Source organism: Terrisphaera buseokensis (genome assembly GCF_047521145.2).
Taxonomy (GTDB): Bacteria; Verrucomicrobiota; Verrucomicrobiia; order Opitutales; family Opitutaceae; genus ER46.
In genome coordinates this window covers 2923656-2949690 of record NZ_CM134186.1, presented here as the reverse complement: position 1 = coordinate 2949690, position 26035 = coordinate 2923656, and the positions used below count along the sequence as shown (strand labels likewise).

Annotated in this window: 14 protein-coding genes; 9 read left to right on the top strand and 5 right to left on the bottom strand. The window is 65.5% G+C overall.

Annotation, left to right across the window (positions count from 1 at the left end; translation table 11 throughout):
* Positions 1 to 107 precede the first annotated feature (107 nt).
* Positions 108 to 6152 carry an excinuclease ABC subunit UvrA gene (gene uvrA / locus ACLJEU_RS10945; protein WP_414665052.1) on the top strand — a complete coding sequence of 2015 codons (6045 nt, stop codon included), beginning with the start codon at positions 108 to 110 and terminating at the stop codon, positions 6150 to 6152.
* Positions 6153 to 6175: 23 nt separating this feature from the next.
* Here the strand turns inward: uvrA and ACLJEU_RS10940 are convergent, their stop codons facing one another.
* Complete coding sequence (locus tag ACLJEU_RS10940; protein WP_414665053.1) at positions 6176 to 6604, bottom strand: response regulator; 429 nt, start codon at positions 6602 to 6604, stop codon at positions 6176 to 6178.
* A gap of 175 nt (positions 6605 to 6779) precedes the next feature.
* Between ACLJEU_RS10940 and eno the strand changes: the two genes are divergently transcribed.
* Together eno and ACLJEU_RS10930 are read left to right on the top strand one after the other, a co-directional pair.
* Positions 6780 to 8066 (top strand): phosphopyruvate hydratase, encoded by a 1287-nt coding sequence (gene eno / locus ACLJEU_RS10935; protein WP_414665054.1) that lies wholly within the window; start codon positions 6780 to 6782, stop codon positions 8064 to 8066.
* Positions 8067 to 8215: 149 nt separating this feature from the next.
* Positions 8216 to 8929 (top strand): hypothetical protein, encoded by a 714-nt coding sequence (locus ACLJEU_RS10930; RefSeq protein WP_414665055.1) that lies wholly within the window; start codon positions 8216 to 8218, stop codon positions 8927 to 8929.
* 15 nt (positions 8930 to 8944) lie between these two features.
* Here the strand turns inward: ACLJEU_RS10930 and ACLJEU_RS10925 are convergent, their stop codons facing one another.
* From ACLJEU_RS10925 to ACLJEU_RS10915, 3 genes are all read right to left on the bottom strand, one after another.
* Positions 8945 to 9334 carry a response regulator gene (locus ACLJEU_RS10925; protein WP_414665056.1) on the bottom strand — a complete coding sequence of 130 codons (390 nt, stop codon included), beginning with the start codon at positions 9332 to 9334 and terminating at the stop codon, positions 8945 to 8947.
* Between the two features lie 58 nt (positions 9335 to 9392).
* Entirely contained in the window at positions 9393 to 10559 is a 1167-nt protein-coding gene (locus tag ACLJEU_RS10920) for a class I SAM-dependent rRNA methyltransferase (protein WP_414665057.1), read from the bottom strand.
* A 159-nt stretch (positions 10560 to 10718) separates the two neighbouring features.
* A complete protein-coding gene (locus tag ACLJEU_RS10915; RefSeq protein WP_414665058.1) occupies positions 10719 to 11618 on the bottom strand; it encodes a c-type cytochrome in 900 nt (299 codons plus the stop codon).
* A 217-nt stretch (positions 11619 to 11835) separates the two neighbouring features.
* Between ACLJEU_RS10915 and ACLJEU_RS10910 the strand changes: the two genes are divergently transcribed.
* The 4 genes from ACLJEU_RS10910 to ACLJEU_RS10895 all read left to right on the top strand — a co-directional run bounded on the left by ACLJEU_RS10910 (position 11836) and on the right by ACLJEU_RS10895 (position 22867).
* The gene (locus ACLJEU_RS10910) at positions 11836 to 13509 is read left to right on the top strand and encodes a peptide chain release factor 3 (RefSeq protein WP_414665059.1); all 1674 of its coding nucleotides are present in this window, start codon (positions 11836 to 11838) and stop codon (positions 13507 to 13509) included.
* 463 nt (positions 13510 to 13972) lie between these two features.
* On the top strand, positions 13973 to 21058 hold the full coding sequence (locus tag ACLJEU_RS10905; protein WP_414665060.1) for a beta strand repeat-containing protein: 7086 nt from the start codon (positions 13973 to 13975) through the stop codon (positions 21056 to 21058).
* Positions 21059 to 21196: 138 nt separating this feature from the next.
* The gene (locus tag ACLJEU_RS10900; RefSeq protein ID WP_414665061.1) at positions 21197 to 21619 is read left to right on the top strand and encodes a hypothetical protein; all 423 of its coding nucleotides are present in this window, start codon (positions 21197 to 21199) and stop codon (positions 21617 to 21619) included.
* 228 nt (positions 21620 to 21847) lie between these two features.
* A complete protein-coding gene (locus tag ACLJEU_RS10895; protein WP_414665062.1) occupies positions 21848 to 22867 on the top strand; it encodes a D-alanyl-D-alanine carboxypeptidase family protein in 1020 nt (339 codons plus the stop codon).
* 158 nt (positions 22868 to 23025) lie between these two features.
* Here the strand turns inward: ACLJEU_RS10895 and ACLJEU_RS10890 are convergent, their stop codons facing one another.
* Positions 23026 to 23754 (bottom strand): hypothetical protein, encoded by a 729-nt coding sequence (locus tag ACLJEU_RS10890; protein WP_414665063.1) that lies wholly within the window; start codon positions 23752 to 23754, stop codon positions 23026 to 23028.
* 167 nt (positions 23755 to 23921) lie between these two features.
* Here ACLJEU_RS10890 and hemF point away from each other — a divergent pair, with 167 nt between their 5' ends.
* Complete coding sequence (gene hemF, locus ACLJEU_RS10885) at positions 23922 to 24854, top strand: oxygen-dependent coproporphyrinogen oxidase (RefSeq protein ID WP_414665064.1); 933 nt, start codon at positions 23922 to 23924, stop codon at positions 24852 to 24854.
* 50 nt (positions 24855 to 24904) lie between these two features.
* On the top strand, positions 24905 to 25936 hold the full coding sequence (hemE, locus tag ACLJEU_RS10880) for a uroporphyrinogen decarboxylase (protein ID WP_414665065.1): 1032 nt from the start codon (positions 24905 to 24907) through the stop codon (positions 25934 to 25936).
* Positions 25937 to 26035: the final 99 nt, after the last annotated feature.

Sequence of the window (26035 nt, the reverse complement as noted above, 5' to 3'; positions counted from 1 at the left end):
ACTGCTGACAGCGTCCTGTCAGCAGATCCGCCGGTCACCATTCCGCGAGTTGCTTTTCCCGGCGCGGTTCACTTCGTGGGCACGTGCGTTCCTCCGCTTCCGTGCCCGTGCCGACTTCACCCGAGTGCATCCGCCTCCGCGGCGTGCGTCAGAACAACCTCAAGGGGTTCGACCTCGATGTGCCGTTGGGGCGCACGATCGTCGTGACAGGGTTGAGCGGCGCGGGGAAATCCTCGCTGGTGTTCGACACGCTGCACGCGGAAGGCCAGCGCCGGTACGTCGAGACGTTCAGCGCCTATACGCGCCAGTTTCTCGACCTGCTCGACAAACCCAAGGTCGACTCGATCGAAAACATCCGTCCGTCGATCGCCATCGAGCAGACGAACACCGTGAAGACGTCGCGCTCCACCGTCGGCACGATGACGGAGCTCACTGATTTCTTCAAAGTCTGGTTCAGCCACGTCGCCGAATGCTTCGATCCCGCGACGGGCCTGAAGGTCGAGGACGACACGCCGCAGAGTATCTGGGCCAAGGCCCACGCGGCGCATCCCAGCCAGACGCTCATCGTCGCCTTCAAGGTCGCGAAGCCCGACAACCTCACCTGGCCGGAAATCCTGCAGAACCTGAAAGGGCAGTCCTACGTTCGCGTGCTCGTGCCCGCAGCCGGCCCGGAGCGCTCGGGCGTCGACCTCACCGCGCACCGCATCGACGATCTGCTGGCCCTCGACCCCGCCGCGCTCAACGCGCACTTCGCCACCAGCGGTCACCTTTTCACGGTCCAGGATCGCGTCGCCCTCACGCCTGAGCACAAGGCGCGCTTTCTCGAAGCCGTCGAAACGTCGATGCACTTCGGCCGGGGCGAGGTGCACCTGCTCCGCGAGTCGTCGCCCGCCGGAAGTCCGCCGGCCGAGCCGCGCAGTCCGCGTTTCCACGCCGTCGGCCACTACTCCCGCGGGCTGCATTCGCCGCAATCGGGCCGGACGTTCAGACCCGCCACGCCTGCGCTGTTCTCGTTCAACTCTCCGCTCGGTGCCTGCCCGCGCTGCCGCGGCTTCGGCCGGATCATCGAGATCGATTACCGGCTCGCGATGCCGGACCACTCGTTGTCGATCGATGACGGCGCGATCAAATGCTGGGAGAGCGAGGTGTATGGGGATTCCAAGGACGACCTGCTGGTCTTCGCGAAGAAGCGGAAAATCCCGACGCACGTGCCGTTCGCATCCCTGACGCCAGAACAGCAAAGCTTCATCGTCGATGGCGAGCCGGGCTACGGCGAGGAGAACGGGAAGCCGTGGCCGAAGTACTGGTACGGTCTGAAGGGCTTTTTCCGCTGGCTCGAGAAGAACACGTACAAGATGCACGTGCGCGTCTTCCTCTCGCGCTATCGGGCGTACAACCCGTGCCCGGACTGCGGCGGCCAGCGGCTGCAACCCGAGGCGCTCTGCTGGAAATGGCAGGGGCGCACGCTGCCGGATCTTTATCAGCTGCCCGTATCGGAACTCCTGGAACTGGTTTCGTCCTCACAGATTTCGAAGCTCAAAGCTGAGCTCTCAGAGCACCGCTCTGCCTCCCTCGCCTACGACTCGATCGTTTCCCGCCTGCGTTACCTCGAGCACGTGGGCCTCGGCTACCTGACGCTCGATCGTCCGTCGAAGACGCTCTCCGGCGGTGAGGTCGAACGCGTCAATCTCACCAGCTGCCTGGGCACGTCGCTGGTCGACACGCTGTTCGTCCTCGACGAACCGAGCGTGGGCCTGCACCCGCGTGACATCGATCGCCTGATCGCGATCATCCGTTCACTGACCAGCGCCGGCAACACGGTCGTCGTCGTCGAGCACGACGAGGCGATGATTCGCTCCGCGGAGCACGTCATCGAAGTCGGCCCCGAGCCCGGCAGCCGCGGCGGTCACATCGTGTTCCAAGGCACCGTCGCCGGCATGCTGGCGTCGCCGCGGAGCATTACGGGCGCGTACCTGTCGGGCCGCGAGACAATCGAGGCACCGGCGAGGCGCCGGCCGGTGGGATCGCCGCCGTCGGCCTCACCACGGAAGCAACCGGCCGGCGGGACGCCTGCGCTCCCGGGGTGGCTCACGTTCAAGAACGCGTCGCAGCACAATGTCCGCAATCTCGACGTATCGATTCCGTTGGGACGCCTCGTCTGCCTTTCGGGCGTGTCCGGCTCCGGGAAGTCCACGCTGCTCGACAACGTCATCTATCAGGGCCTGCTCGCGCAACGCCACCAGCTCACCGAGGATCCCGCGACGATCGAGTCCATCACCTGTGATCGCGAGTTCAGCGAGATCGTGCTCGTGGACCAGTCGCCGCTGTCGCGCACGCCGCGCTCCAATCCGGCGCTCTACACCGAGGCTTGGGAACTGATCCGCGAACTCTACGCCGAGACGCCCGCGGCCCAGGCCGCCGGCTTCAGTCCTTCGAGCTTCTCCTTCAACAGTGGCGAGGGCCGGTGCGACCATTGCCTGGGTCTCGGCTACGAGCGCGTTGAGATGCAGTTCCTTTCGGACGTGTTCGTCCCCTGCCCGGTTTGCGAGTCGCGGCGTTTCAAACCTGAAGTCCTCGCGGTGCAATGGAACGGCCGGTCCGTCTCCGATCTGCTCGCCACGAGCGTGACCGATGCGCTGCCGCTCTTCGCCGATCATCCGGCAATTCAATCGCGGCTCACGACGCTCGATGCCGTTGGTCTCGGCTACCTCACGCTCGGCCAGCCGCTGAACACGCTGAGCGGCGGCGAATCGCAGCGTCTCAAACTCGTCCGGTATCTGGGCGGCTTTGCCGCCCCATCTGAGATTTCAGATCTGAGATCTCAGAATCCAGCCACGACCACAGGTTCGATCTCACATTTCAAATCTCAGATCTCAGATCCTGCATCCCAGCCTACGTCGTCTCCTCAAATTTCAGATCTCAAATCTCAAATCTCAGATCCACCCTCCGCCCTGCTCCTGCTGGACGAGCCGACCACCGGCCTGCACCGTCACGATGTAAAACGCCTCCTCGGCGTGCTCCAGGCGCTCGTCGATCGCGGCCACAGCGTCGTCGTGATCGAGCACAATCTCGACGTCCTGAAATCCGCCGACTGGCTGATCGAAGTCGGCCCCGACGCCGGCGCGAAGGGCGGCCGGATTGTGGCCGAAGGCACACCGGAAGACGTGGCGCGGGCCAGGACCGAGACCTCGCCGTTCCTGCGCGCAGCGCTCGACAATTGCGGATCGGGGATTGCGGACTGCGAATTGAAAGTTGCGGAATCCGCTACGAGCTACGTCGTCGACCGGAAGTCGAAAATCAATCCAACGGTCTCCGCATCCACTCCGCACTCCGCACTCCGCAGTCCGCAATTACTGATCGAGGGCGCTCGTGAGAACAACCTCAAGAACCTCACGCTCGCCATCCCGCACCGGCAGCTGAACGTCGTCACCGGCGTCTCCGGCTCGGGCAAGTCCACGCTCGCGTTCGACATCGTGTTTGCCGAGGGCCAGCGGCGCTTCATGGAATCGATGTCGCCTTACGCGCGACAATTCGTGGAACAGCTCCCGCGGCCCGCGGTGGATCGCCTCACCGGCATCCCGCCGACCGTCGCCATCGAACAACGCGTCACGCGCGGTTCGCGCAAGTCAACCGTCGCGACCATCACTGAGGTGGCGCAGTACCTGCGCCTGCTCTATGCGCGCCTCGGCATCCAGCATCACCCCGACACCGACAAGCCGGTCAAACCGCTCTCGCCCGGCGCGCTGAAGGCTCTCCTCGGCCGCGTCATGACCGCCACGCCCGCGGCGAAGAAAGCGAAGCACCTTTATCTGTGTGCGCCGTTGATTCGCGGCCGCAAAGGTCATCATCAGCCGATCGCGACGTGGATCGCCGGGCAGGGCTACGACCTGATGCGCGCCGACGGCCGCCTCACGCGCGTCGAAGCGTTTCAAAAACTCGATCGCTACAAGGAACACGACATCGAGGTGGTCGTCGGCGATTTGAAGCAGCTCGGTGAAAGGCGAGGAGTCGAGACGTCGAGGGGTCGAGGAGCCGGAAGTCAGGTCGATCCCAAAGCGTCACGCACTTCTTCCGAGTCAAAGCTTCCCGCCACCTCGCCCGCTCGACTCCTCGATACTGCCCTGCGCCTCGGCAAGGGCTCGTGCTTTCTGCTCACGCCCGACGGCACGATCCTTTCGTGGTTCTCCACCACGCGGACTGACATCGAGACGGGTGAATCTTTTCCGGAGCTCGACCCGAAAAACTTTTCGTTTAACTCACCGCGCGGCTGGTGCCCGACCTGCCGCGGCCACGGCCGGGTGTTTCCCTGGATGCTCGAGCCGGACGAGGACAACGAGGACGATCCGGCCGCTCGCCTGCGCGAGTTCGGCGTGGAGTCGGCCGAGGACATGTCCGACGCCGGTCAACCGTGTCCCGAGTGTCACGGCGAGCGGCTCAATCGCGTCGGTCGCGCCGTGAAACTCCACGGTCGCGGCAAGCAGGGCCCGCTCTCGCTGCCCGCGTTGCTGCGCAGCACGCCGTCCGAGCTGCTCGCGCGTCTGCGCGGGCTCGACCTCGACGCGCGCGGCAAACTGATCGTGCAGGACATCGTGCCCCAGATTGAGGAACGCCTGAAGTTTCTCGATCACGTCGGGCTCGGCTACCTCTCACTCGATCGTCCGACCGAGACGCTTTCCGGCGGCGAGGCACAACGCATCCGGCTCGCTGCGCAGCTCGGGTCCAATCTCTCCGGCGTGCTCTACGTCCTCGACGAGCCGAGCATCGGCCTGCACGCGCGCGACAACGATCGTCTGATTGAAACGCTGCAGGCGTTGCGCGCGAAAGGGAACACGCTGCTGGTCGTCGAGCACGACGACGAATTAATGGCCCAGGCCGATTGCATCATCGACCTCGGACCCGCGGCCGGCATCCACGGCGGCGAGATTCTCGCCATCGGCACGCCGGCGGAAATCAAGGCGAGCGACCGTTCGCTCACCGGCATTTTTCTCGCCCGGGGCATCACGCATCCGCTGCGCGGAGAATACCGGAAAGCGGAAACCGGAAGCCGGAAACCGGGCTGGCTCCACCTGAGCGACGTTCGCTTCCGCAATCTGAAGGGCTTTGACCTCAATCTGCCGCTGGGGCGTCTCATCATGGTTGCGGGCCCGAGCGGTGCCGGCAAATCCACCCTCTTTCGCGATGTCCTGCACCCGGCGGTTTCTCACGCGATCAAGGCCAGGAAGGCGACGCTCACCGGTCGCGACTTCATCAAAGCCACCGGCTTCGCCGACGATTCCGGCGCTCCGGTTTCCGGTCTCCGGTCTCCGGTTTTCAAAACGCTGCGCGGCGCGAACGGCTTCAAGACCGTGATCGAGGTCGATCAATCTCCGATCGGCAAAACGCCCCGCTCCACGCCCGCGACCTATCTCGGCATCTTCGATCTCATCCGACAGTTTTTCGCGTCGCTGCCCGAGTCCAAGATTCGTGGGTACACGGCTTCCCGTTTTTCGTTCAACACGACGGGCGGCCGGTGTCCGACCTGCGAGGGCGCGGGCCGCATCAAACTGGAGATGGCGTTCATGCCCGATACTTATCTGCCCTGTGACGATTGCCGCGGCTCGCGTTACAGCGCGGAGCTCGCCGACATCACCTGGAAGAGCAAAACCATCGGTCAGGTCCTGCAACTCACATTCGAGGAGGCCGCGATCTTCTTTGATTTCCACTCCCAGCTCGCGCAGGTGTGCCAGCTCATGGTCGATTGCGGCCTCGGCTACCTGACGCTCGGCCAGAGTTCCCCGACGCTCAGCGGTGGCGAAGCGCAACGGCTGAAGCTCGTCACCGAACTTTCCGCCGGACTCGCCACGTATCGTGAGCGCAGTCGCGGTGAACTCCCGCGCAACTTGTATCTGCTCGAGGAGCCGACCATCGGCCTGCACCTGAGCGATTGCGAGAAGCTGATTCGCGTCCTGCACTCGCTGGTCGATCAGGGTCACACCGTCGTCGTGATCGAACATCACCTCGATCTGCTCGCCGAGGCGGACTACATCGTCGAGCTCGGTCCGGTCGGCGGGCCTGACGGCGGCAAGCTGATGTACCAAGGCGATCTCGCCGGCCTGCTCAAAACCAAGGGCAGCCCGACCGCACCGTATCTGCGCGCCAAGTTGAAGCGCTAGCGGCCGCCCCTCCGTCGCGCGCGTTAGGAGGCTGCACCGGTGGCGTCGTGCGCCACGATCGCGGCCTGGATCACCGTGACCATTTCACTCATCCGGACCGGCTTTGACAGATAGCGAAACAACTTCGCCTCCATGACGCCGCGCAACAGCACCTCGGGCTTCATGTAGCCGGTGACGAGCACGCGCTGCATCCTGGGATGATCGCCGCGCACGCGGGCGAGAAAATCCATGCCGTTTTCACCGGGCATGAACTGGTCGACAACGACGACCTTGAACGTCCGCTGCTGAAGGTGGCGGGACGCTTCGGCCGTGTTCGGCGCGGTCACGACGTCGAAAAACTGCGACAGGGCGGCCTGGTACACGTCGAGCATCGCCTGCTCGTCGTCCACGAGCAGGACCGGGGCCTTGGTAGGCGCGGCGGCGGGAGCCGGCGGCGTGTCGCCAGGGATCATCGCGCGCACTGTGTTGCGCCGAATCGCGTTGGCAAACGGAAACCGAGCCGCGGCGCGCCGGGTAGCATCCGCCGGCGGCGGCGTTACTTTTCCCTTCCCCTTGTGCGCGCCGGCCCCTTTGCTGCACCCTCGTATTTTCGTTCGAAGTGACCATCGCCTCCGTTTCTTTCCACGCATGAACACCACCATCTCAGCCATCACCGCCCGCGAGATCATCGATTCGCGCGGCAATCCGACCGTCGAAGTCGACGTCCGCCTTGCTTCCGGCGTCCTCGGCCGCGCGGCCGTTCCGTCCGGCGCCTCCACCGGCGAACACGAGGCGATTGAACTGCGCGACGGCGACAAGGCCCGCTATCTCGGCAAGGGCACGCTCAAGGCGGTCGCCAACGTGAAGGCCAAGATCGCCCCGGCGCTGATCGGCCACGACGCCACCGACCAGGTCGGCATCGACCGCGCGATGATCAACCTCGATGGCACGTCGACGAAATCCAAGCTCGGCGCCAACGCCATCCTCGGCGTCTCGCTCGCCACCGCGCACGCCGCCGCCGCCGCGCTGGGCCAGCCGCTCTACAAGTACCTCGGCGGCCCGAACGCCAAGGTCCTGCCCGTTCCGATGATGAACATCATGAACGGCGGCGCGCACTCCGACGCCCCGATCGATTTCCAGGAATTCATGGTGATGCCGACCGGCGCGAAGTCCTTCTCTGAAGGCCTCCGCATGGGCTGCGAAGTGTTTCACTCCCTGAAGAAGGTCCTGAAGGAAAAGGGTCTCGCGACCGCCGTCGGTGACGAAGGTGGCTTCGCCCCGAAGCTCGAGTCCGCGGAAGCCGCCCTCGACGCCATCGCGCTCGCGGTCAAGAACGCCGGCTACAAGCTCGGCAAGGACATCAACCTCGCCCTCGATGTCGCCGCCTCCGAATTCTACGACAAGGCGAAGAAGTCCTACATCTTCAAGAAGTCCTCCGGCCAGGTGCTCAGCGGCGACGAGATCGTCGAGTTCTACAAGAAGCTCACGAGCAAGTACCCGATCATCTCGATCGAGGACGGCTGCGCCGAGGGCGACTGGGTCACGTGGAAGAAGCTGACCGACGCCATCGGCGATCGCGTGCAGCTCGTCGGTGACGATCTCTTCGTGACCAACACCGAGTTCCTGAAGAAGGGCATCGATACCGGCACCGCCAACTCGATCCTCGTCAAGGTGAACCAGATTGGCTCGCTCTCGGAAACCTTCGACGCCGTCGAGATGGCCAAGGAAGCCGGCTACACCGCCGTCATCAGCCATCGCTCCGGTGAGACCGAGGACGTCACGATCGCCGACATCGCGGTCGCCACGAACGCCGGCCAGATCAAGACCGGCTCGCTGTGCCGCACCGATCGCGTCGCGAAGTACAACCAGCTCCTCCGCATCGAGGAAGAGTTGGGCGCGAGCGCCATCTACGGCGGCAAGATGAAGGGGCTGTAAGGCTCCGTCGTCGCCAGTGCGCGACTTTTACTCTCAAGGCCGGGCCCGTGCGCCCGGCCTTTTTTGCGGCCGGAAGAAATCCGTGGCCCATTCACGGAACCAACGCCCTCGACTCGCACTCCACCCGTGATATCTTGCCCTGCCTGCCCATGAACGTCCGTCTCCTTGCCACTGTCGCCACCTTCGCCTGTTTCGCCGGTGTGCTCACCGCCGCGGACGAAGTTCCGTCGCCGACCATGAAGGAGCGCCTGAAGGCACGGATCGCCGAGGACGCGAAGAAGTCGCAGGGCAAACGCATTCTGCCGGCAACCGCGTCTGCCCCGGCCAAGGCCGCGAGTCCGGCCTCGCCCTCTCCCTCGGTCACCTCTGGAACGGAAACCACGCCCGCCGTGGCAGCATCAGCGCCGGGTTCAACTCCAGTCGCCGGTATCCCCGAAACGTCCGTTTCGAACGCGCCCGCGCCTGCGACGCCACCCTCGACGGCGTCAACGAAGTCTGCGACGAAAGACACTCCGACGGTGCTCCCCAAGGTCGAAGTGACGAAAGGCCGGATCACGGTGCTCGATCAGGAGATTGCCGAGCAGGAACTGGCCATCGCGCGCGAGCGGAAGAACGTGAAGGCGTCGGAGGTCGACGTCGCGCTCAACGATTCCAAAGTCGCCAAGCCTCTTTCGATTTTCGGCGGCGAGTCCTCGCAGTTCCGCCAGCGCGTCGCGAGCGAGCGCGTGCAGTTGATGGAAGCCGAGCGCGACATCCTCGAGGCGATGAAACGCGCGAAGACGAAAGAGGAAAAACAGGAACTGCAGAAACAGGTCGACGAGCTCAGGGCCATGCGCCGCGATCTCGAAAAATCCCTGCGCTGAACCGCGAGGGAGCGATTACTCCTCTTCCGCGTCGAGGTTGTCGAATACCTCGCGCAATGACTCGATCGCTTCGTCCTTCGGGACTTGCTTGAGAATATAGCCCACGGCGCCGAGCCGCATGGTTTCGCTGACCGTGTTGATCGAGCTCTGCGCGGTCATCATAACCACGGGACTGGTGATCTCGAGCTCCTGCAGTTTGGCCAGCACCTCGAGGCCGGTCATTACCGGCAGATTGACGTCGAGGAGGATGAGTTCCGGCTGATGCTGCTGGGCCAGCGCGATACCCGTCGCACCGTCGGCGGCTTCCCAGACGTTCGTAATGCCCACCTCCTGCAACAGCAGCCGCAGAAAGGTTCGCACGTGCGATTCGTCATCCACAATCAGCGCGTTGGTCGGATGGGCCATATGAATCTTTCCCCTTCGGCTCAAACCGCCTCGACTCAAGTCTTCGTCACGCAACTGCCTACTCCGCCCTGATAATATAACCGCGCAGATATTCGCTCTCCGGCATCGTGATCAGCACGGGATGATCGGTCGGCTGGTGGCACCATTCGAGGACCCGCAGCTTCCGTCGGGCGTCCGCTGCCACCTCGGTGAGCACCTGGCGCAGCTCGGCGTCCTGCATGTGATGGGAGCACGTATAGGTGGCGAGCACACCGCCGGGGACGAGCCGCTTGACGGCCCGAAGGTTGATTTCCTTGTAGCCGCGCAGCGCGCCTTCGAGCGCGCTCTTCGACTTCGCGAACGGCGGCGGGTCCAGCACGATCACGTCCCACAAGGCATCGACGGCCCGCTCGGGGGCGTTGAACCAGTCGAACACATTGGCGACGGTGAACTCAGCCGTCACTTGGTTGCGTTCCGCGTTGCGCCGGGCCGCCGCGATCGCGTCCTCCGCGCTGTCGAGGCCGAGCACTTCAGCCGCCCCGGCCCGCGCCGCGTGCAGGGCGAAAGCGCCCTGATTGCAGAACGCATCCAACACGCGCCCACCGCGGCAGTATTTTGCGACCGCAGCGTGCTGAAAGCGCTGGTCGAGGTAGAAACCCGTTTTCTGCCCGCCCTGCAAATCGAGCCAGTAGTCGAAGCCCTCGATCGCAATCCACCGCGGCTCCCACGGTTGCCCGGAACGCGTGTGCACCTCGACGGGCAGTCCCTCGAGCCGGCGAATCGGCGCATCGTTGCGGAAGATAATCTCGGCCGGTTTCAACACCGCCGCGAGCACGTCGCTCAGGATCGCCGAACGCTGCTCCAGGGCCAGCGTCTGCACCTGCACGACGAGGACATCGCCAAACTGATCCACGACCACGCCTGGCAGGTCGTCCGACTCACTCCACACCAGCCGGCGCGCGCCTTCCGGACTGCGGCGCGACACCGCCCGCTCGACGGCTTTCTGGATGTAGGCGGCGTCGAGCGTCACGCGATCGCGACTCAGCCGGCGCCAGACGATCTGCGACTTTGAATTGTAGACGCCCGTGCCGATCATGCGCCCGGTGCGATCGCGGCATTCGACGACCGCGCCGTCGTGCTCGGGCGGCAACAGGGCCTCGACCTCGTTCCCGAACACCCACGGATGCCCGTGCAGGACCCGGGAGCGGGCGTTGGCTTTCAGTTTCAGAAAAGGTAAGGCGGCCACAACGCCCACGTTTGCGCGTTCGGGACCAGCCGCCAGTAAATAGTGCGAACGGAGGCCGGCCCCGGGAGCGCAGGCGTCCCGCCTGCATCCGCAGCCGCACTCATCGCAGGCCGGAGGCCTGCACTCCCGGGGACATGATCAAACCGAGGGTCGACGGACTCAGCGCACGCCGGTGGCAACGGCGGGCAGCGTTTTCAAATAAGCCCAGATTGCCTTCAATTCGGTGTCGTCCATCTGGCCAAAGCCTCGGGGCATCACCGGACTCAGCTCCGTGCCATCCGGACGCTTCGCCGTGCGAATCGCGTTCACGAAATCCGTCTCGGTCCACTTCGACAGCCGACCCGAGGCGTGCGGCGTGAGATTGGCCGCCTCGGGCCAGTTCGGCGGACCAATGTCGATCTTGCCGCCAGCCAGATTTGGGCCGTGGCAGCCGGTGCAGCTGGCTGCCACGTAGCGGCCGTACTCCGAAGTCACGCCGATGGTCACCGACTTTGGCTGCGCGCGCGTGTGATTGATCACCTCGGCCCCCAGTTTCATCTTGCCGGTCGCCAGCAGCACGCGGGACACGGGCCCGAGGGCAATCGGCACCCGGTCGCGATCGACGGCGGGCAATGTCTTCATGAAGGCGATGATCGCGCCCAGGTCGTCGTCCGTGAATTCCGAATACTCCTCCGACGGCATGAGAATCAGGCCGCGTTGATCGGGACCGACGCCGTGCCGGATGGCGCGCACCCAATCGGTGTCGGTGAACGTCGCGACCCGGCTGCCCCGGCCGCGCGTCAGATTCGGCGCATGCAACAGGCCCATCGCGCCGTCGTCGATGACCTTGCTGCCGGCATAATCCTTGCCGTGACAGTCATTGCAGCCGCGCGTCTCCGCCAGGTGCCGGCCGCGGACGAGCGCCGTGGCGTCAGCGGGAATCGCCACCACCCGCGGCGAAACTGTGTAGGTTTTCTTCAACCGGGCATTGCTGCCCACATAAGCAGCGGTCGCGGCCACCCCGACCAGCACCACGACACCGGCCAAACCATAACCGAGGAATTTCAGAGTTCTGGACATGGCTCGATTCGCAACGCTGGCGGCGCGTTCAGGCAAGCGTTGGATGTTTCGCCTTTCGGCCCACTGCCTGCGGTCCGAAGGCATCCGCAGGCCGGCCCGCGCCGCGAAACAACAGATCGTCCGCAGGCGCGATCCCGGCCCGCAGCGGCGGTTGTCCCAGAGCCGCCAATTCGCACTTCCCTCGCCCGCCCGTTCCCTGTTGTTTCTGCCTTCGCCCATGTCGCCCGCCCAAGAAATCGCCCGCCGTCGCACCTTCGCGATCATCTCGCATCCCGATGCGGGCAAGACCACGTTGACGGAAAAGTTCCTGCTTTACGGCAACGCCATCCACCTCGCGGGTTCGGTGACCGCCCGCAAGAATCAACGCGCCACCGCGTCGGACTGGATGGAACTCGAGAAGCAGCGCGGCATCTCGATCAGCTCGACAGTGCTGCAGTTCGATTACTCGGGCTTCGCGGTCAACCTGCTCGACACGCCGGGCCACAAGGACTTTTCCGAGGACACGTATCGCGTGCTCACCGCGGTCGACGCGGCGCTGATGGTGATCGACGCCGCCAAGGGTGTGGAAACGCAGACGCGCAAGCTGTTCGAAGTGTGCCGCCGCCGCGGCGTCCCGATTTTCACGTTCATGAACAAGTGCGATCGGCCGACGCGCAACGCACTCGAGCTGCTCGACGAACTCGAGACCGTGCTCGGCCTGCAGTCGTCGCCCGTGATCTGGCCGCTCGGCAACGGCCCGGGCTTCCGCGGTGTATTCGATCGTCGGACACGCGACGTGCATCTGTTCGAGCGCGTGCCGGGTGGAAAGTTTCAGGCGCCGGTCAGCGTCGCCGACCTCGACGATCCACTCGTGCGCGAGCGGCTCGACGACTACACGTTCAACGAAGTGAAGGAGCAGCTCGCGATGCTCGACGGCGCCGGCCACCCGTTCGATCTCGAAGCGGTGCGCGGCGGGCAGCAGACGCCGGTGTACTTCGGCAGCGCCGTGAACAACTTCGGCATCCAGCTGTTGCTCGACGGTTTTCTCAAGGACTCCGTCCCGCCCGCGCCGCGCCGCAGCCTGATCGCCGGTCCCGCCGCCCCGCGACCGTCCGTCACGATCCTCGAGGACGGCACCACCGCCGCCCCGGTCGACCACAAGGTCACGATTCCGGTCACCCACGAGAAGTTCTCCGGCTTCGTCTTCAAGATTCAGGCCAACATGGATCCCAAGCACCGCGATCGGATCGCGTTTCTCCGCATCTGCTCGGGGAAGTTCGAGCGCGACATGATGGTGCTGCACCCGCGATCGGGAAAAACGATCCGGCTCTCGTCCTCACAGAAACTCTTCGGCCAGGAACGCGAGACCGTCGACGTGGCCTGGCCCGGCGACGTCATCGGCCTGGTGGGTCACGACGTCCTCGGCATTGGCGACACGCTCACCGAGGACAAGACGATCATGTACGATGAGATCCCGCGTTTTCCGCCGGAAGTGTTCACGTACATCTCGAATCCGAGTTCGTCCGACGCGAAGAAATACCGCGCCGGCCTCGAACAGCTGCTGCAGGAAGGCGTCGTCCAGTCGTTCAACGCCCGCAACGCGCCGCCTGGCGCGACGCTCCTCGCCGCGGTCGGTCCGCTGCAATTCGAAGTCGTGCAGTGGCGGTTGCAGGCCGAATACGGCGCCGAGTCCCGGCTCACGCCCACGCCGTGGACGTTGCTCAAATGGATCGAGCCGCATCCGTTGCTCAAGGACACCTCGCGTCTCATCGTCGCCAGCGGCGTCAGTTTCGGCACCGACAAATTCGACCAGCCAATCGGGCTTTTCCCGAACGAATGGACGATGCGCTACTTCACGGAAAAGAATCCCGAGTTGAAGCTGCACGCTCTGCCGTTGGAACAGACGCGTTAAGCGCAATGGCCGCCGCGGGCGCGGCCGGGGCGCGCCCTAGGGTGAAACACTCCGGCAGACGGGGAGATAAAAATCCGTAAGATTCGGCGCTTTTGGAATTAAGCGGCGGCAAGCGCAAGCCGATGAGGGAGAGTGACTGGCCTGCCATGCCACCAGCCGCTGTGTCCCAAATCCATCCGTTCAACGTCAGCCTGCCGCGCCGCGGTTCAGGCCCGTCCGCCGCCTTGAGTCGGCTGCGGGAGTGTACGCGCACGGCGCAGATGCCCCCTCGCTTGGATTCAACAACGAGGAACGCGCGCGTCCTTTCGCTCTCGCGATGAACAATCCGTTTTCAGGCGAACCCGCCTCCTGCCCAACGGTCTCCGCGTTTCCAGCTGTGCTGCCGGAGCCGTGCGCCTCAGCCACCTCTCCTTCACCCGTCGTCCGATCCGTTCCTTTCAATCGTGCCGTGCACGTCTCTTTTATGTCGAACCTGCCCTTGTCTGCCTTCTGCCGTAGTGTCGTCTCAACTACCAGCCGTCTGGTGGCGATTGGATTCATTCTGGCCGGCCTGATTGCGGTACCGTCGGTCGAGGCTGCGCCCGTCACCAAGGATGTGACACCCACAACGGTGCCCGGAAGTTTCATCTCCGGCTTTACCCTCGCGACGAGTGTCTCGGTGGGCACCGACGACCCGGCGGGTATTTACCTGAACGAATTCAATTCGAACACGGATGGCTATTTTACCGTCAGCGCCGACGGGAGTACTGTCACCACGTTCGACCTGACCGGCATCGCGTTCACGAAATTTACCACCAACGGTGATTTCACGTTCACGGTCACGGGCTACAAGTTCGGCGGAGGAACGGTCACGACGACCTTTTCCACCACGACCGGATCGGCGGTGTACTCGACCGGCACCTACACGAACTTCACCGGCATCACCGGCTTCAGAATCGATATCCACTGCGACAGCGGTGTCGCCAGCATCGATTCGAACACCTTCGACAGCTTCGCCGTCGACAACCCGCAACTGTCAGTGGTGTCGATCACGTCCGCTGCCTACAACGCCAGCACCGGCGTGCTGGTCGTCACGGGTACGGACTTCTCCGCGACCGGCGGCGCAACGAACGACATCGTCGCCAACAAGCTCACGTTCACCGGTGAGTCTGGGGCCACTTACACGCTCACCGACACGGCCAACGTCGAGATCTCGTCGGCGACCTCGTTCACGCTGACCTTGAGCGCAAGTGACCGCCTCGCCGTCAACCCGCTCCTCAACAAGAACGGCACGTCCTCCACCAACGGCACCACTTATAATATCTCGGGTGCCGCCGGGTTCGTCGCCGCTGCCGCGGGCACGGCTGATCTCACAGGCAATGCCGTCACCGTAACCAACAGCTCGCCGATCGTTACCGATGCGAAGATCGCCATCTCCGGAGCCTCCGGCACAGGTGGTGCATTCAAGGTGGGTGACACCGTGACCGCGACCTGGAACAACACGGCCCCCACCGGCGACCGGAACACGAACATCTCGTCCGTCACGGTCGATTTCTCGCAGTTCGGTGGTGGCTCCGCGGTCACCGCGACCAACAGCGCCCAGACGTGGACGGCCACGTACACGATTGTCGCGGGTGCCGTCGACACGACCAACCGCAATGTCTCGGTCACCGTCACCGACAGCAACAGCCAGGCTACGACGACCGCCGACACGACCAACGCAACCGTCGACAGCGTGGCTCCCACCGTGACCGACGGCGCCATCGCAATCTCGGGCGGCTCCGGCAACAGCGGCGCATATATCGTCGGCGACACTGTCACCGCGACCTGGAACAACACCGCCGGCGGCGACAACAATTCCGACTCCCTTTCCTCGGTCACCGTGAACTTCTCGCAGTTCGGCGGCGGCGCGGCTGTCACCGCGTCCAACAGCTCCGGCACCTGGACGGCAACCTACACGATCGTGAGCGGCGCGATCAGCACGACCAATCGCAACGTATCCGTCACCGCCACCGACAATGCGGGCAACGCGACGACCACCGCCGACAGCTCCAACGCGACCGTCGACAATCAGGCGCCCACCGCGACGATCGCCTCGGCATCGTTCTCGGCCGACACCGGCACCAGCTCTACCGACTTCATCACGGCCACCGCCGCCCAGACGCTTTCCGGCACCGTGAGTGCCAACATGGTGAGCGGGGAAATCGTCCAGGTCTCGCTCGACAACGGCTCCACGTGGAGCACGGCGACCACGACCGTAGGCCTCAACACCTGGTCGCTCGCCGGTCAGACGCTCTCCGCCAGCAATACGCTGCGCGTGCGCCTCAGCGACACCGCCGGCAATCTTTCGACCGCCCTCAGTCAGGCTTACGTCCTCGACACCACCGCGCCCACCACGACGGTGGCGACCGCCGCGTTCTCCGCGGACACGGGCTCCAGTTCCACTGATTTCATTACGGCCACGGCGGCCCAGACCATTTCCGGCACCCTGAGTGCCAACGTGGCGAGCGGTGAAACCGTCGAAGTCTCACTCGACAACGGCTCCACCTGGACCACCGCGACCACGACCATCGGCCAGAACACCTGGTCGCTCGCCGGCCAGACGCTCTCCGCCAGCAACACCCTGCGCGTGCGCGTCACCGACACCGCCGGCAACAGCGGCACCACGTTCAGCCAGGCCTACGTCCTCGATACGACTGCGCCCACGACCACGGTCGCGAGCGCCGCGTTCTCCGCGGACACGGGGGCCAGTTCCACCGACTTCATCACGGCCACCGCGGCCCAAACGATCTCCGGCACCCTGAGCGCCAACGTGGCGAGCGGTGAAGCGGTCGAAGTCTCACTCGACAACGGCTCCACCTGGACCACCGCAACCACGACCATCGGCCTCAACACCTGGTCGCTCGCCGGTCAGACGCTCTCCGCCAGCAACACCCTGCGCGTGCGCGTGAAGGACACGGCGGGCAACGCCGGAACCACGCTTGCGCAGGCCTACACGTTGGACACCACGGCGCCGACCGTTACCTCGGTCAGTGTACCGTCCAACGCCACCTACGTGCTCGGCCAGAACTTGGACTTCACCGTCAATCTCTCCGAGAATGTCACCGTCAATACCGGCGGCGGCACGCCGACCCTCGGTCTGACCGTCGGTGTCACTTCGCGTAGCGCCACCTATCTCTCGGGCAGCGGCACATCCACCCTCGTTTTCCGCTATACCGTCCAGACGGGCGACGTGGATTCCGACGGCGTCACGGTCGCATCCGCGCTCACGCTCAACAGCGGCACGATCAGCGACACCGCCGGCAACAATGCCACGCTCACGCTGAACAGCGTGGGCAGCACGGCGTCCGTCCTTGTCGACGCCACCGCCCCGACCGTCGCCAGTTCGACCGTGCCCGCCAACGGGACCTACACGAGTGGACAGAATCTCGACCTCTCGGTGACGTATTCAGAAAACGTCACGGTCAACACCGGCGGCGGCACGCCCTACATCGGCATCACGCTCGACACGGGTGGCTCGGTGCAGGCGGCGTATCTCTCGGGCACTGGAACCACCACACTCACCTTCCGCTACACGGTCGCCTCGGGCAATCTCGACGCGAACGGCATCGTCGTCGCCTCTTCCATCACGCTCAACGGCGGCACGCTCAAGGACGCATCCACCAACGATGCCGCCACCACCGGCCTGGGTTTCGCCAGTACGGCCAGCGTGCTCGTGGATGCCGTCGTTCCGACCGTCAGCTCCATCAACCGCGTCGGCGCCACGCCGACGAGCGCGACGAGCTTCGCCTACACCGTCACGTTCAGCGAAACGGTCACGGGGGTCGACACCGCTGACTTCACCCTCACCGCCACCGGCACGGCGGCGGGCACGGTTGCCAGCGTCGCGGCGGTCAGCGGCTCGGTCTACACCGTCACGGTCAACACCGTCAGCGGCAACGGCACGCTGCGCCTGGACCTGAATGCCTCCGGTACCGGCATCACGGATACGCCGGGCAACGCCATCGCCACCGGCTACACCTCCGGTCAGACCTACACGCTCGATAGCGTCGCTCCGGCCGTCAGCAGCATCGCGCGACGGACTCCGGCCACGGTCAACACCACCGCAACCGCACTCACGTGGCGCCTGACCTTCGACGAAGGTGTCTCCGGCGTCGACACCAGCGACTTCATTCTCACCACCGGTGGCAGCGTGGCCGGCTCGATCGGCAGCGTCACGGCGGTCAGCACCTCCGTCTATGATGTGGCGATCACCGGCGTGAGCGGCACCGGCACCGCACGACTCGACCTCAAGGCGAGCGGCACGGGCATCACCGACCTCGCCGGCAACGCCGTCACGGGCGGCGGCTTCACGACCGGCGACGTCTATCTCGTCGGCACGGAAAACGTCTTCGACACGATCAGCCTCAGCACCGGCACGACGCGCAGCGTCTCCGGCGCCACCACCAGCAAGGTCGCCCAGCGGTTCACCACGGCCGCGACCGGTGCGCTCACGCTCAACACCGTCTCGGCCCTCGTCGGTGCTGTCTCCGGCACGCCCACTCCGGTCGTCACCCTCAACGCCGACAACGCCGGCACTCCCGGCACGGTCGTCGCCACGCTCACGAATCCCGCGAGTGTCACGGCCAACGCGCTCAACACCTGGACGGGCACGTCGCTCCTGACTGCCAGCACCACGTACTGGATTGTGTTCAGCGACACCTCCGGCGCCGGCGCGTTCGCGCTGAAGGAAACGGCCGCGACCAGCGGCGGCACCGGCGCGTGGCTGACGAATCCCGACTACGCCTATTTCCACGGCGCCAATGCCGCGACCGGCCCGCAGGCCGGTGCCGCGCAGATTGCGCTTGGCGCCTCCAGCGTGCCGTCGATCACGAGCACGCTCATCGCCAGCGGTACCTACGGCAGTGCGTTCACGACCTATACGATCACCGCGACCAACACGCCGACGAGCTTCGGTGCCACGGGCCTGCCCACCGGTCTCACGCTCACGCCGGCGACCGGTGCCATCACCGGCACGCCGACCCAGGGCGGAACGTTCAACGTCGCGCTCACCGCCACCAATGGCAGCGGCACCAGCGCACCGTCCACGCTCGTGCTCACGGTCGCGCGGGTTCCGCTCACGGTGACCGCGAACAATGCGTCGCGCCTCTTCGGCACCGCCAATCCCACCTTCACCGTCAGCTACACGGGTCTCGTCAACGGCGACGTGCCCGCCTCGATCACGAACCCGCCGACCGCGACCACCACCGCGACCTTCAGCTCGCCGATCGGCACCTACGCGATTGTCCCCGCCGGCGGCAGCTCGAGCAACTACACCTTCAGCTACGTGAATGGCGCGCTCAACGTAACCCGGGGCTCCGCCGGCATCACGCTTGGCAACCTCGCCCAAGTCTACACCGGCACCGCCCGCCAGGCCACGGCCACCACGTCGCCGGCCGGCCTCGGTGTCTCCATCGCGTACAATCTCAACCCGACGCCGCCGATCAACGCGGGCACCTACTCGGTCCTCGCGACGATCACGGATCCGAGCTACGATGCGACCGTCATCGGCACCCTCATCGTCGCCAAGGCCGCGCAGACGATCACGTTCCCGCCGGTGGGAACCGTCACGCCGGGCACTCCGCTCGCTCTCGCCGCAGTTGCGAGTTCCGGCCTCCCGGTCACCTACACGCTCGTCAGCGGCAACGCCACGCTCGCCGGTGCCAACCTGACCGTCAACGACAGCGGCCTCGTCACCGTGCGGGCCACGCAGGCCGGCGATGCCAACCGCAATGCCGCGAGCGCCGACCTCACGATCGGAGCCGCCGCCAATCGTTCGCAGACGATCGCGTTTGGCATGCTGCCGGACCAGACCAGCGACGCCCTGCCCTTCACGCTTTCGGCCACGGCCAGCTCCGGCCTGCCGGTCACGTTTACGGTGGTTTCCGGTCCGGCCTTCATCGTCGCGAACAACGTGCTTTCGCTCACCGGCCTCCCCGGCGTGGTCACGATCCGCGCGAGCCAGGCGGGCGACGCCACGTTCCTGCCTGCGTCTCCGGTTGACCGCACGTTCGTGGTGACGGAGAGCAGCTACTCGTTCTTCTTCGGCGATCTTACCGATGATCCCGGAGCGACTGAATCCATCGGGGCAATACGCGGAGCCACCGCCGTGCGCGGCAACGCCGCCGTCACGCTCGCGCCCAACGGCACCACCGGCAGCATCGTCGTGGTGTCGACGAACCTCAGCTTCGCGACCGACTTCACGCTGCAGGCCGACGGCTCCTTCGTGAAGACCATCGTCGCCCAGTCGGGCACGACGGCATCGAGCGACGAAACGCCCCGGCGGGAACGCGCCGTCCGCACCGTGACGCTGCGCGGTCGCGTCGCCGGCAGCCTCATCACCGGCACCTTCGACGGGTCGCCCGAGCGCTTCTCGCTCAGCCGCCAGGCACCGGGCGCGACCAGCGCCCAGGCCGGTTTCTACGCGGCCGACATCCTCAACTCCGCCGGCGGCCGCTGCTACTCGATGGTGGGCACGAACGGCCAGGTGCTGGTGCTGACCGTCAATGGTGGCACCGCGGTGGGCGGCCTCACACCGCTCGTCGGTGGCAAGACCTTCGCCCTCACCAGCGCCGGCACCGCGATCAGCGGGACGATCGACGCCGCGCTGGGTCGGATCGACGGTCTCATCAGCAGCACCGGCAACACCGTGATTTTCGGCGGTATCCGCTCGACCAGCACGCGGACCGACCGGTTGATCAATCTGTCGTCCCGCAACCGAGCGGGTTCCGGCGCGCGCAGCCTGATCACCGGCTTCGTCATCGCCGGCACGCAGCCCAAACGCGTCCTCGTTCGCGCCGCCGGTCCGGCCCTCACCGGCTTCGGCGTCAGCGGCGTGCTGCGCAATCCGCGCCTGCAACTCTTCCGCGACGGCCAGCTCGTCGACGAAAACGACAACTGGCGCCAGGCCGCAAACGCGACCGAGGTCGCCGCCACCGCGACCCGGATCGGGGCGTTCCCGTTCGCTACGGACAGCCTCGACTCCGCGCTGCTCGTCACCCTCGCGCCCGGTGCCTACACCGCCAGCGTCGTCGACGACACCAGCACCGGCGTGGCGCTGGCCGAGATCTACGACGCCAGCGAAGGCACCACGGTTGAAACGCAGCGGCTCGTGAACATCTCGACCCGCGGTGAATCCGCGCCCGGCGACGGCGTGCTCATCGGTGGCATCGTGGTCAACGGCAACGCGCCGAAGCGGCTCCTGATCCGCGGCGTGGGCCCGAGCCTCGCCGGCTTCGGCGTCACGGGCGCCCTGACGGACTCCACGTTGAAGATCTACGATTCCGGCGGAAAGCTGGTCGCGCAGAACGACAATTGGGAAACGGCCCAGCCGGTGACCCCGTCGCAAACCGCCGCCACGGGCGCGGAGATTGCCGCCGCCGCCACGGCGTCCGGCGCCTTTGCGCTCGCACCCGGCAGCCGGGACGCGGCAATCGTCATCACGCTCGCGGCCGGTTCCTACACCGCGCACGTCACGGGTGCCGGCGGCCAGACCGGCGTGGCGTTGATTGAAGTTTACGAACTGCCCTGATCGAGCGTTGAACTCTCCTCGCGCCGGCCGGACGAAGCCTTCGTCCGGCCGGCGCTTTTTTGTCCGCCGGGTTGGCCGACGAAAACACCCGTTGCCCTCGCCTCGCGGCGTGATTGGATCCGCCGCACTCGGCTCGTCATGCGTTCCCGTTCCACCTCCGACCTCGGCCGCACGCGGCCTGTCCACCGCCACGCGTGGCTGTGGGAACCGCTCGAAGCTGATCCGACGTTTGTGCTCCGCACGATGTTTGGTGCCAAGGCCGCGTACCTCGAAGGCCGGATCGTGCTGTGTTTCTGCGCGGGCCAGGAACCGTGGAGCGGCGTGCTCGTCTGCACCGATCAGTCCCGGCACGCCGCGTTGCTCGCCGAGTTTCCGCAGCTGACGCCGCATGCGATCCTGCCGAAGTGGCTTTATCTACCCGAGGCAGATCTGCGTTTCGAAACCACGGCCGAGCGACTCGTTGGTCTCGCCCGTCGACGCGACCCGCGGCTGGGCGTCACGCCGCAACCGCGCCGTCGTCAATCCGCCAAGCCCCGGAGCAAAAAGCCCCGTCCCTCCTAGCAAACCCCGGCAGACCGCCCGCGAATCACACGAATGGACGCGAATAGAAGGGGACTTGAATCGCGCTACCGCCCCGGGGTTTGCGGCTGGAATTCGCGCCATTCGTGTGATTCGCAGGCCAACCGTTTCCGCCTGGGCGCCGCCGTCAGCATCGACCTCTGCTCGTGAAAAACGTCGAGCGGCCGGATTCGACTCGCACCGCGGGACAAAATTCCCTTCTTCGCGCCCATGACTTTGCTGCGCCGGTGCGGCCTCGCCGCTTTTCTTCTTTTCGCCCCGGTGATGTGGGCGGCTGCCGCCAAGAAAAATCCTTCGCGTCCGACCGACAACGCCACGGCCTTCAAGGGCGCAATCGTGATCGATGCGGCGACCGGCAAGGTCCTGTTCGAGGACCGCGCGGACATCGTGACGCCCCCCGCGAGCATGGCGAAGCTGATGACGTTCGCAGTGGTCTTCGATCGCCTCAACAGCGGCGCGCTGAAACTCGACACGCCCGTGCGAATCACCAACGAGGATTCGAAGATCGGCGGCACCCAGGTATTTCTCGATCCGCGCGAGACGTTTCCCGTCGAGGAGTTGATCTATGCCATGATGATCCAGTCGGCCAACGACGCGGCGCATGCGCTCGCCCGCGCTGCCGGCGGCTCGGTCGGTGGTTTCGTTGAGCTGATGAACGCCAAGGCCGCGGAGCTCGGCATGACGCACACGACTTTTCGCTCGCCGCACGGCCTGCCGCCGTCGAATCGCAAGCCGGAGGACGGCGACCTGACGACGCCCCGCGAGTTTGCGCTGCTCTGCCGCCACCTCGTGACGAAGACCGACGTCCTGAAATATTCGGCGGTCACGAAGCGCGATTTCGGCGCCAACCGTCCGAAGGGGCCGCAGCACATGGAGAATCACAACAAGCTCCTCGGCAAAGTTGCCGGCGTCGACGGGCTGAAGACAGGCTTCACCGACAGCGCCGGGTATTGTCTGAGCGCGACCGCGCAGCGCAACGGCCGCCGCGTCATCATGGTCATCATGGGCGCGCTCGGACCGAACGGTCAGCGCGATCTCGGTCGTTCCCGTGACATCAAGGCGATTGATCTCATCGAGCGCGGTTTCGCCGCCCTTCCGCCCGCCCCGCCTGCTCCCGTGGCAGCGCCCGGCGACACGGTGATCAAACCGGCCCCCCGCATCGCCGCCCCCGCCCCGGCCCCCGCGCCGAAGGAAGAGCCGATGCTGAAGCTCAACGTGCCGAAGAAGTAGGTGGAGGGGGACGCTGAAAGATGAGAGTTGAGAGGTGAGAGCTGAGAGTGGAGCGAACCGACGGAGACCGTAATCCCAGGTCGAACAAGCGCCGGATTCGTCACCTCATCTGTCTCTCAACTCTCAGCTCACACCCCTCAACTCGTCTACCCCGCCCCTCAGTGCGCGTGCCCGCTCTCGATCAGCACCACGAGGCAGCCGAGGATGCCGAAGACACCAGCGAGCAGGCCGGCTTCGTAACGCTCGAAACGCTTGAGCCGGAATCGATCGAAACCGACGAGCGCGAGCCAGGTGAACAGCGTCATGCCGGCAAGTGTCGCCACCGCGAGAATCATGCTGAGCACGAAGAATCCGTGCCAGCCGAAGGCCACGCCGGAAAGATAGATGCCGAGGAAACCCTCGCACGGTGACAGCGTGAGCATGATGAAGAGTCCGCTGATCGCGGTCCATTCGCCGGTGCGGTCTGACACCAGCGGACTGCCCTGCAACTCCTCCTGCCAGTGGCTGTGCTCCTTCTCCTCGGCGCAGTGTTCGTCGGCGTGATGCTGCCCGCCCGGCGGATGGTGATGGCAGATGCCGCGGCCCGTGAGCTGGCGCCACAGGTAGTAGAACGCGAAGAGAAACAGCAGCCCGCCCGCCAGCCACGGAAACGCCTCGACCTTTTCCTCGAGTTGAAATCCAAACCACGCGATCAGCAGGCCCAGCAGGCTGGTGAGCGCGACATGGCCGAGACCGGCGAGCGCCGTGACTGCAAGGGTCTTCGGCCGGCTCCAGTTGCGCGCGCGCGCCACGAGGACAAACGGCAGCCAGTGCGTCGGAATCGCAGCATGAAAAAACGCCACGGAAAATCCGGTGGCGGCTACGGTCGTGAGCACGGGAGAAGTCATCTGGGAGAGGTGGAGCCAGCACCGCGGGTTGCGCGCTGTCGACGTGAAACCTAGCAAACTCGTCAAGCCCCCCCGCCGAAGCCTCGGCGTAGGCGGGCGAAGGCGGGCAAAAATCGGACTCGTTCTCGCCGCAGGTTCCCGCTCTCCTTCCCGACCGCTCCCGTTCAATGTCCGCCGCACCCACTCTCTCCGTTGTCCGCGATTACCTGCTCGGCCTGCAGGACAGCATTTGCGCCGCGCTCGAAGCCGAGGACGGGGAGAAGACGTTTCAGACCGACGCGTGGACGCGCGCGGAAGGCGGCGGCGGCCGCACCCGGATTCTCACCGAAGGCGCGGTCTTCGAGAAAGCCGGCGTCGCCTTCTCGCACGTACACGGCACGAAGCTGCCACCGTCCGCGACCGCGCACCGGCCGGAACTCGTGGGCAAGGCGTGGGAGGCGGTGGGCGTTTCCCTCGTGCTGCACCCGCGCAATCCGTACGTCCCGACCAGCCACGCCAACGTGCGTTTCTTCATCGCGGGCGCCGACACCCCGAACCCGGTGTGGTGGTTTGGCGGCGGCTTCGATCTCACGCCGTATTATGGTTTCGAGGACGACGCCGCGCACTGGCATCGCACGGCCCGCGCCGCAGTCGCGCCGTTCGGCACCGGGCTGCACGCGCGTTTCAAGACGTGGTGCGACGATTATTTTTTTCTGAAGCATCGTCAGGAGCCACGCGGCGTGGGCGGACTTTTCTTCGACGACTTCAGCGAGCTCGGCTTCGAGCAGTCTTTCGCACTGCTGCGCGCTGTCGGCAGCAGCTTTGTGCCGGCCTACCAGCCGATCGTCGCGCGTCGCAAGGCCACGCCTTATGGCGAGCGCGAACGCCAGTTTCAACTGTACCGCCGTGGGCGTTACGTGGAGTTCAACCTCGTCTGGGATCGCGGCACGCTCTTCGGCCTGCAAAGCGGCGGCCGCACCGAGTCGATCCTGATGTCGCTCCCGCCGCTCGTGCGCTGGGATTACGACTGGAAACCCACGCCCGGCTCGCCCGAAGCACGGCTGTACGACGTGTTTCTCAAGCCGCGCGACTGGGCCAATGAGCCCGCAGCCTCGCCGTAAACCCAGTCGTTCGCCCCACTCCGCCTCCAACTTTCCTCTGCGACCCACTCATGACTTCCCGCCAACGCTTCCTTGCCGCCTGTGCCGGTGAAACACTCGAACGTCCGCCGCTGTGGGTGATGCGCCAGGCCGGCCGTTATCTGCCGGAGTATCGCGCGTTGAAGGCAAAGTCGTCGTTTCTCGAAATGGTCCGCACGCCGGCCGTCGCCGCCGAGGTCACGCTGCAACCGCTGAAGCGCTTCGCCCTCGATGCGGCGATCCTGTTCTCCGACATCCTCGTGATTCCCGAGGCGCTCGGCCAGGGCTACCGTTTCCGCGAGGAAGGCGGCATCGGCATGGAATACCGGCTCGAAACGCGCGCGCAGATTGACGCGCTGGCCCCGAGCCACGCCGTGCCCGAGAAACTTGCCTACGTTTCCGACGCCCTGACGCTGTTGAAAAAGGAACTCGCCGGTTCGCACGCGCTGCTCGGCTTCGGCGGTTCGCCGTGGACGCTCGCGACGTACATGGTCGAGGGCGGCAGCTCCGATGAATTCGAGCGGATCAAACAGCTGTTCTACACCGATCGCGGCACCTTCGACGCCCTGCTCACGAAACTCACCGAGGCGCTGATCGCGTACTTCAAGATGCAGATCGCCGCCGGCGCGGACGCCATTCAGATCTTCGATTCCTGGGGCGGCATCATCGCGGGTCCCGACTACGAGGCGGCCTCGCTCCGCTGGATTCGCCAGATTGTGGCGGGCCTGCCGGCCAACTTCCCCGTCATTCTTTACGCCAAGGGCACCGCGCCGCACCTGATGGATCAGGCCTTCACCGGCGTCCGCGTGCTGAGCGTCGACTGGACCAGCGATCTCGCCGTCGTCCGCCGCTCGCTGCCCCCGACCATCGCGGTGCAGGGCAATCTCGATCCCGTGCTGCTCAACACCACGCCCGAGATCGTCGCGCGCGAGGCGTCACGGCTCCTGGCCTCGATGCGCACCACGCACGGCCACATCTTCAACCTCGGTCACGGCATCATGCCGCACGCCAAGATTGAGTGCATGCAGGCGCTCGTGGACACCGTCACGGGCTGGAAGAACTAGCCGCGTGGCCCGACGGGCGGTGCCGGCGGCACACGCGTTCGCCCGCCCCGTTTTCGGCGCTTTTCGACGTTCGGGACCCGCTGCGTTCGACGCCGTCGG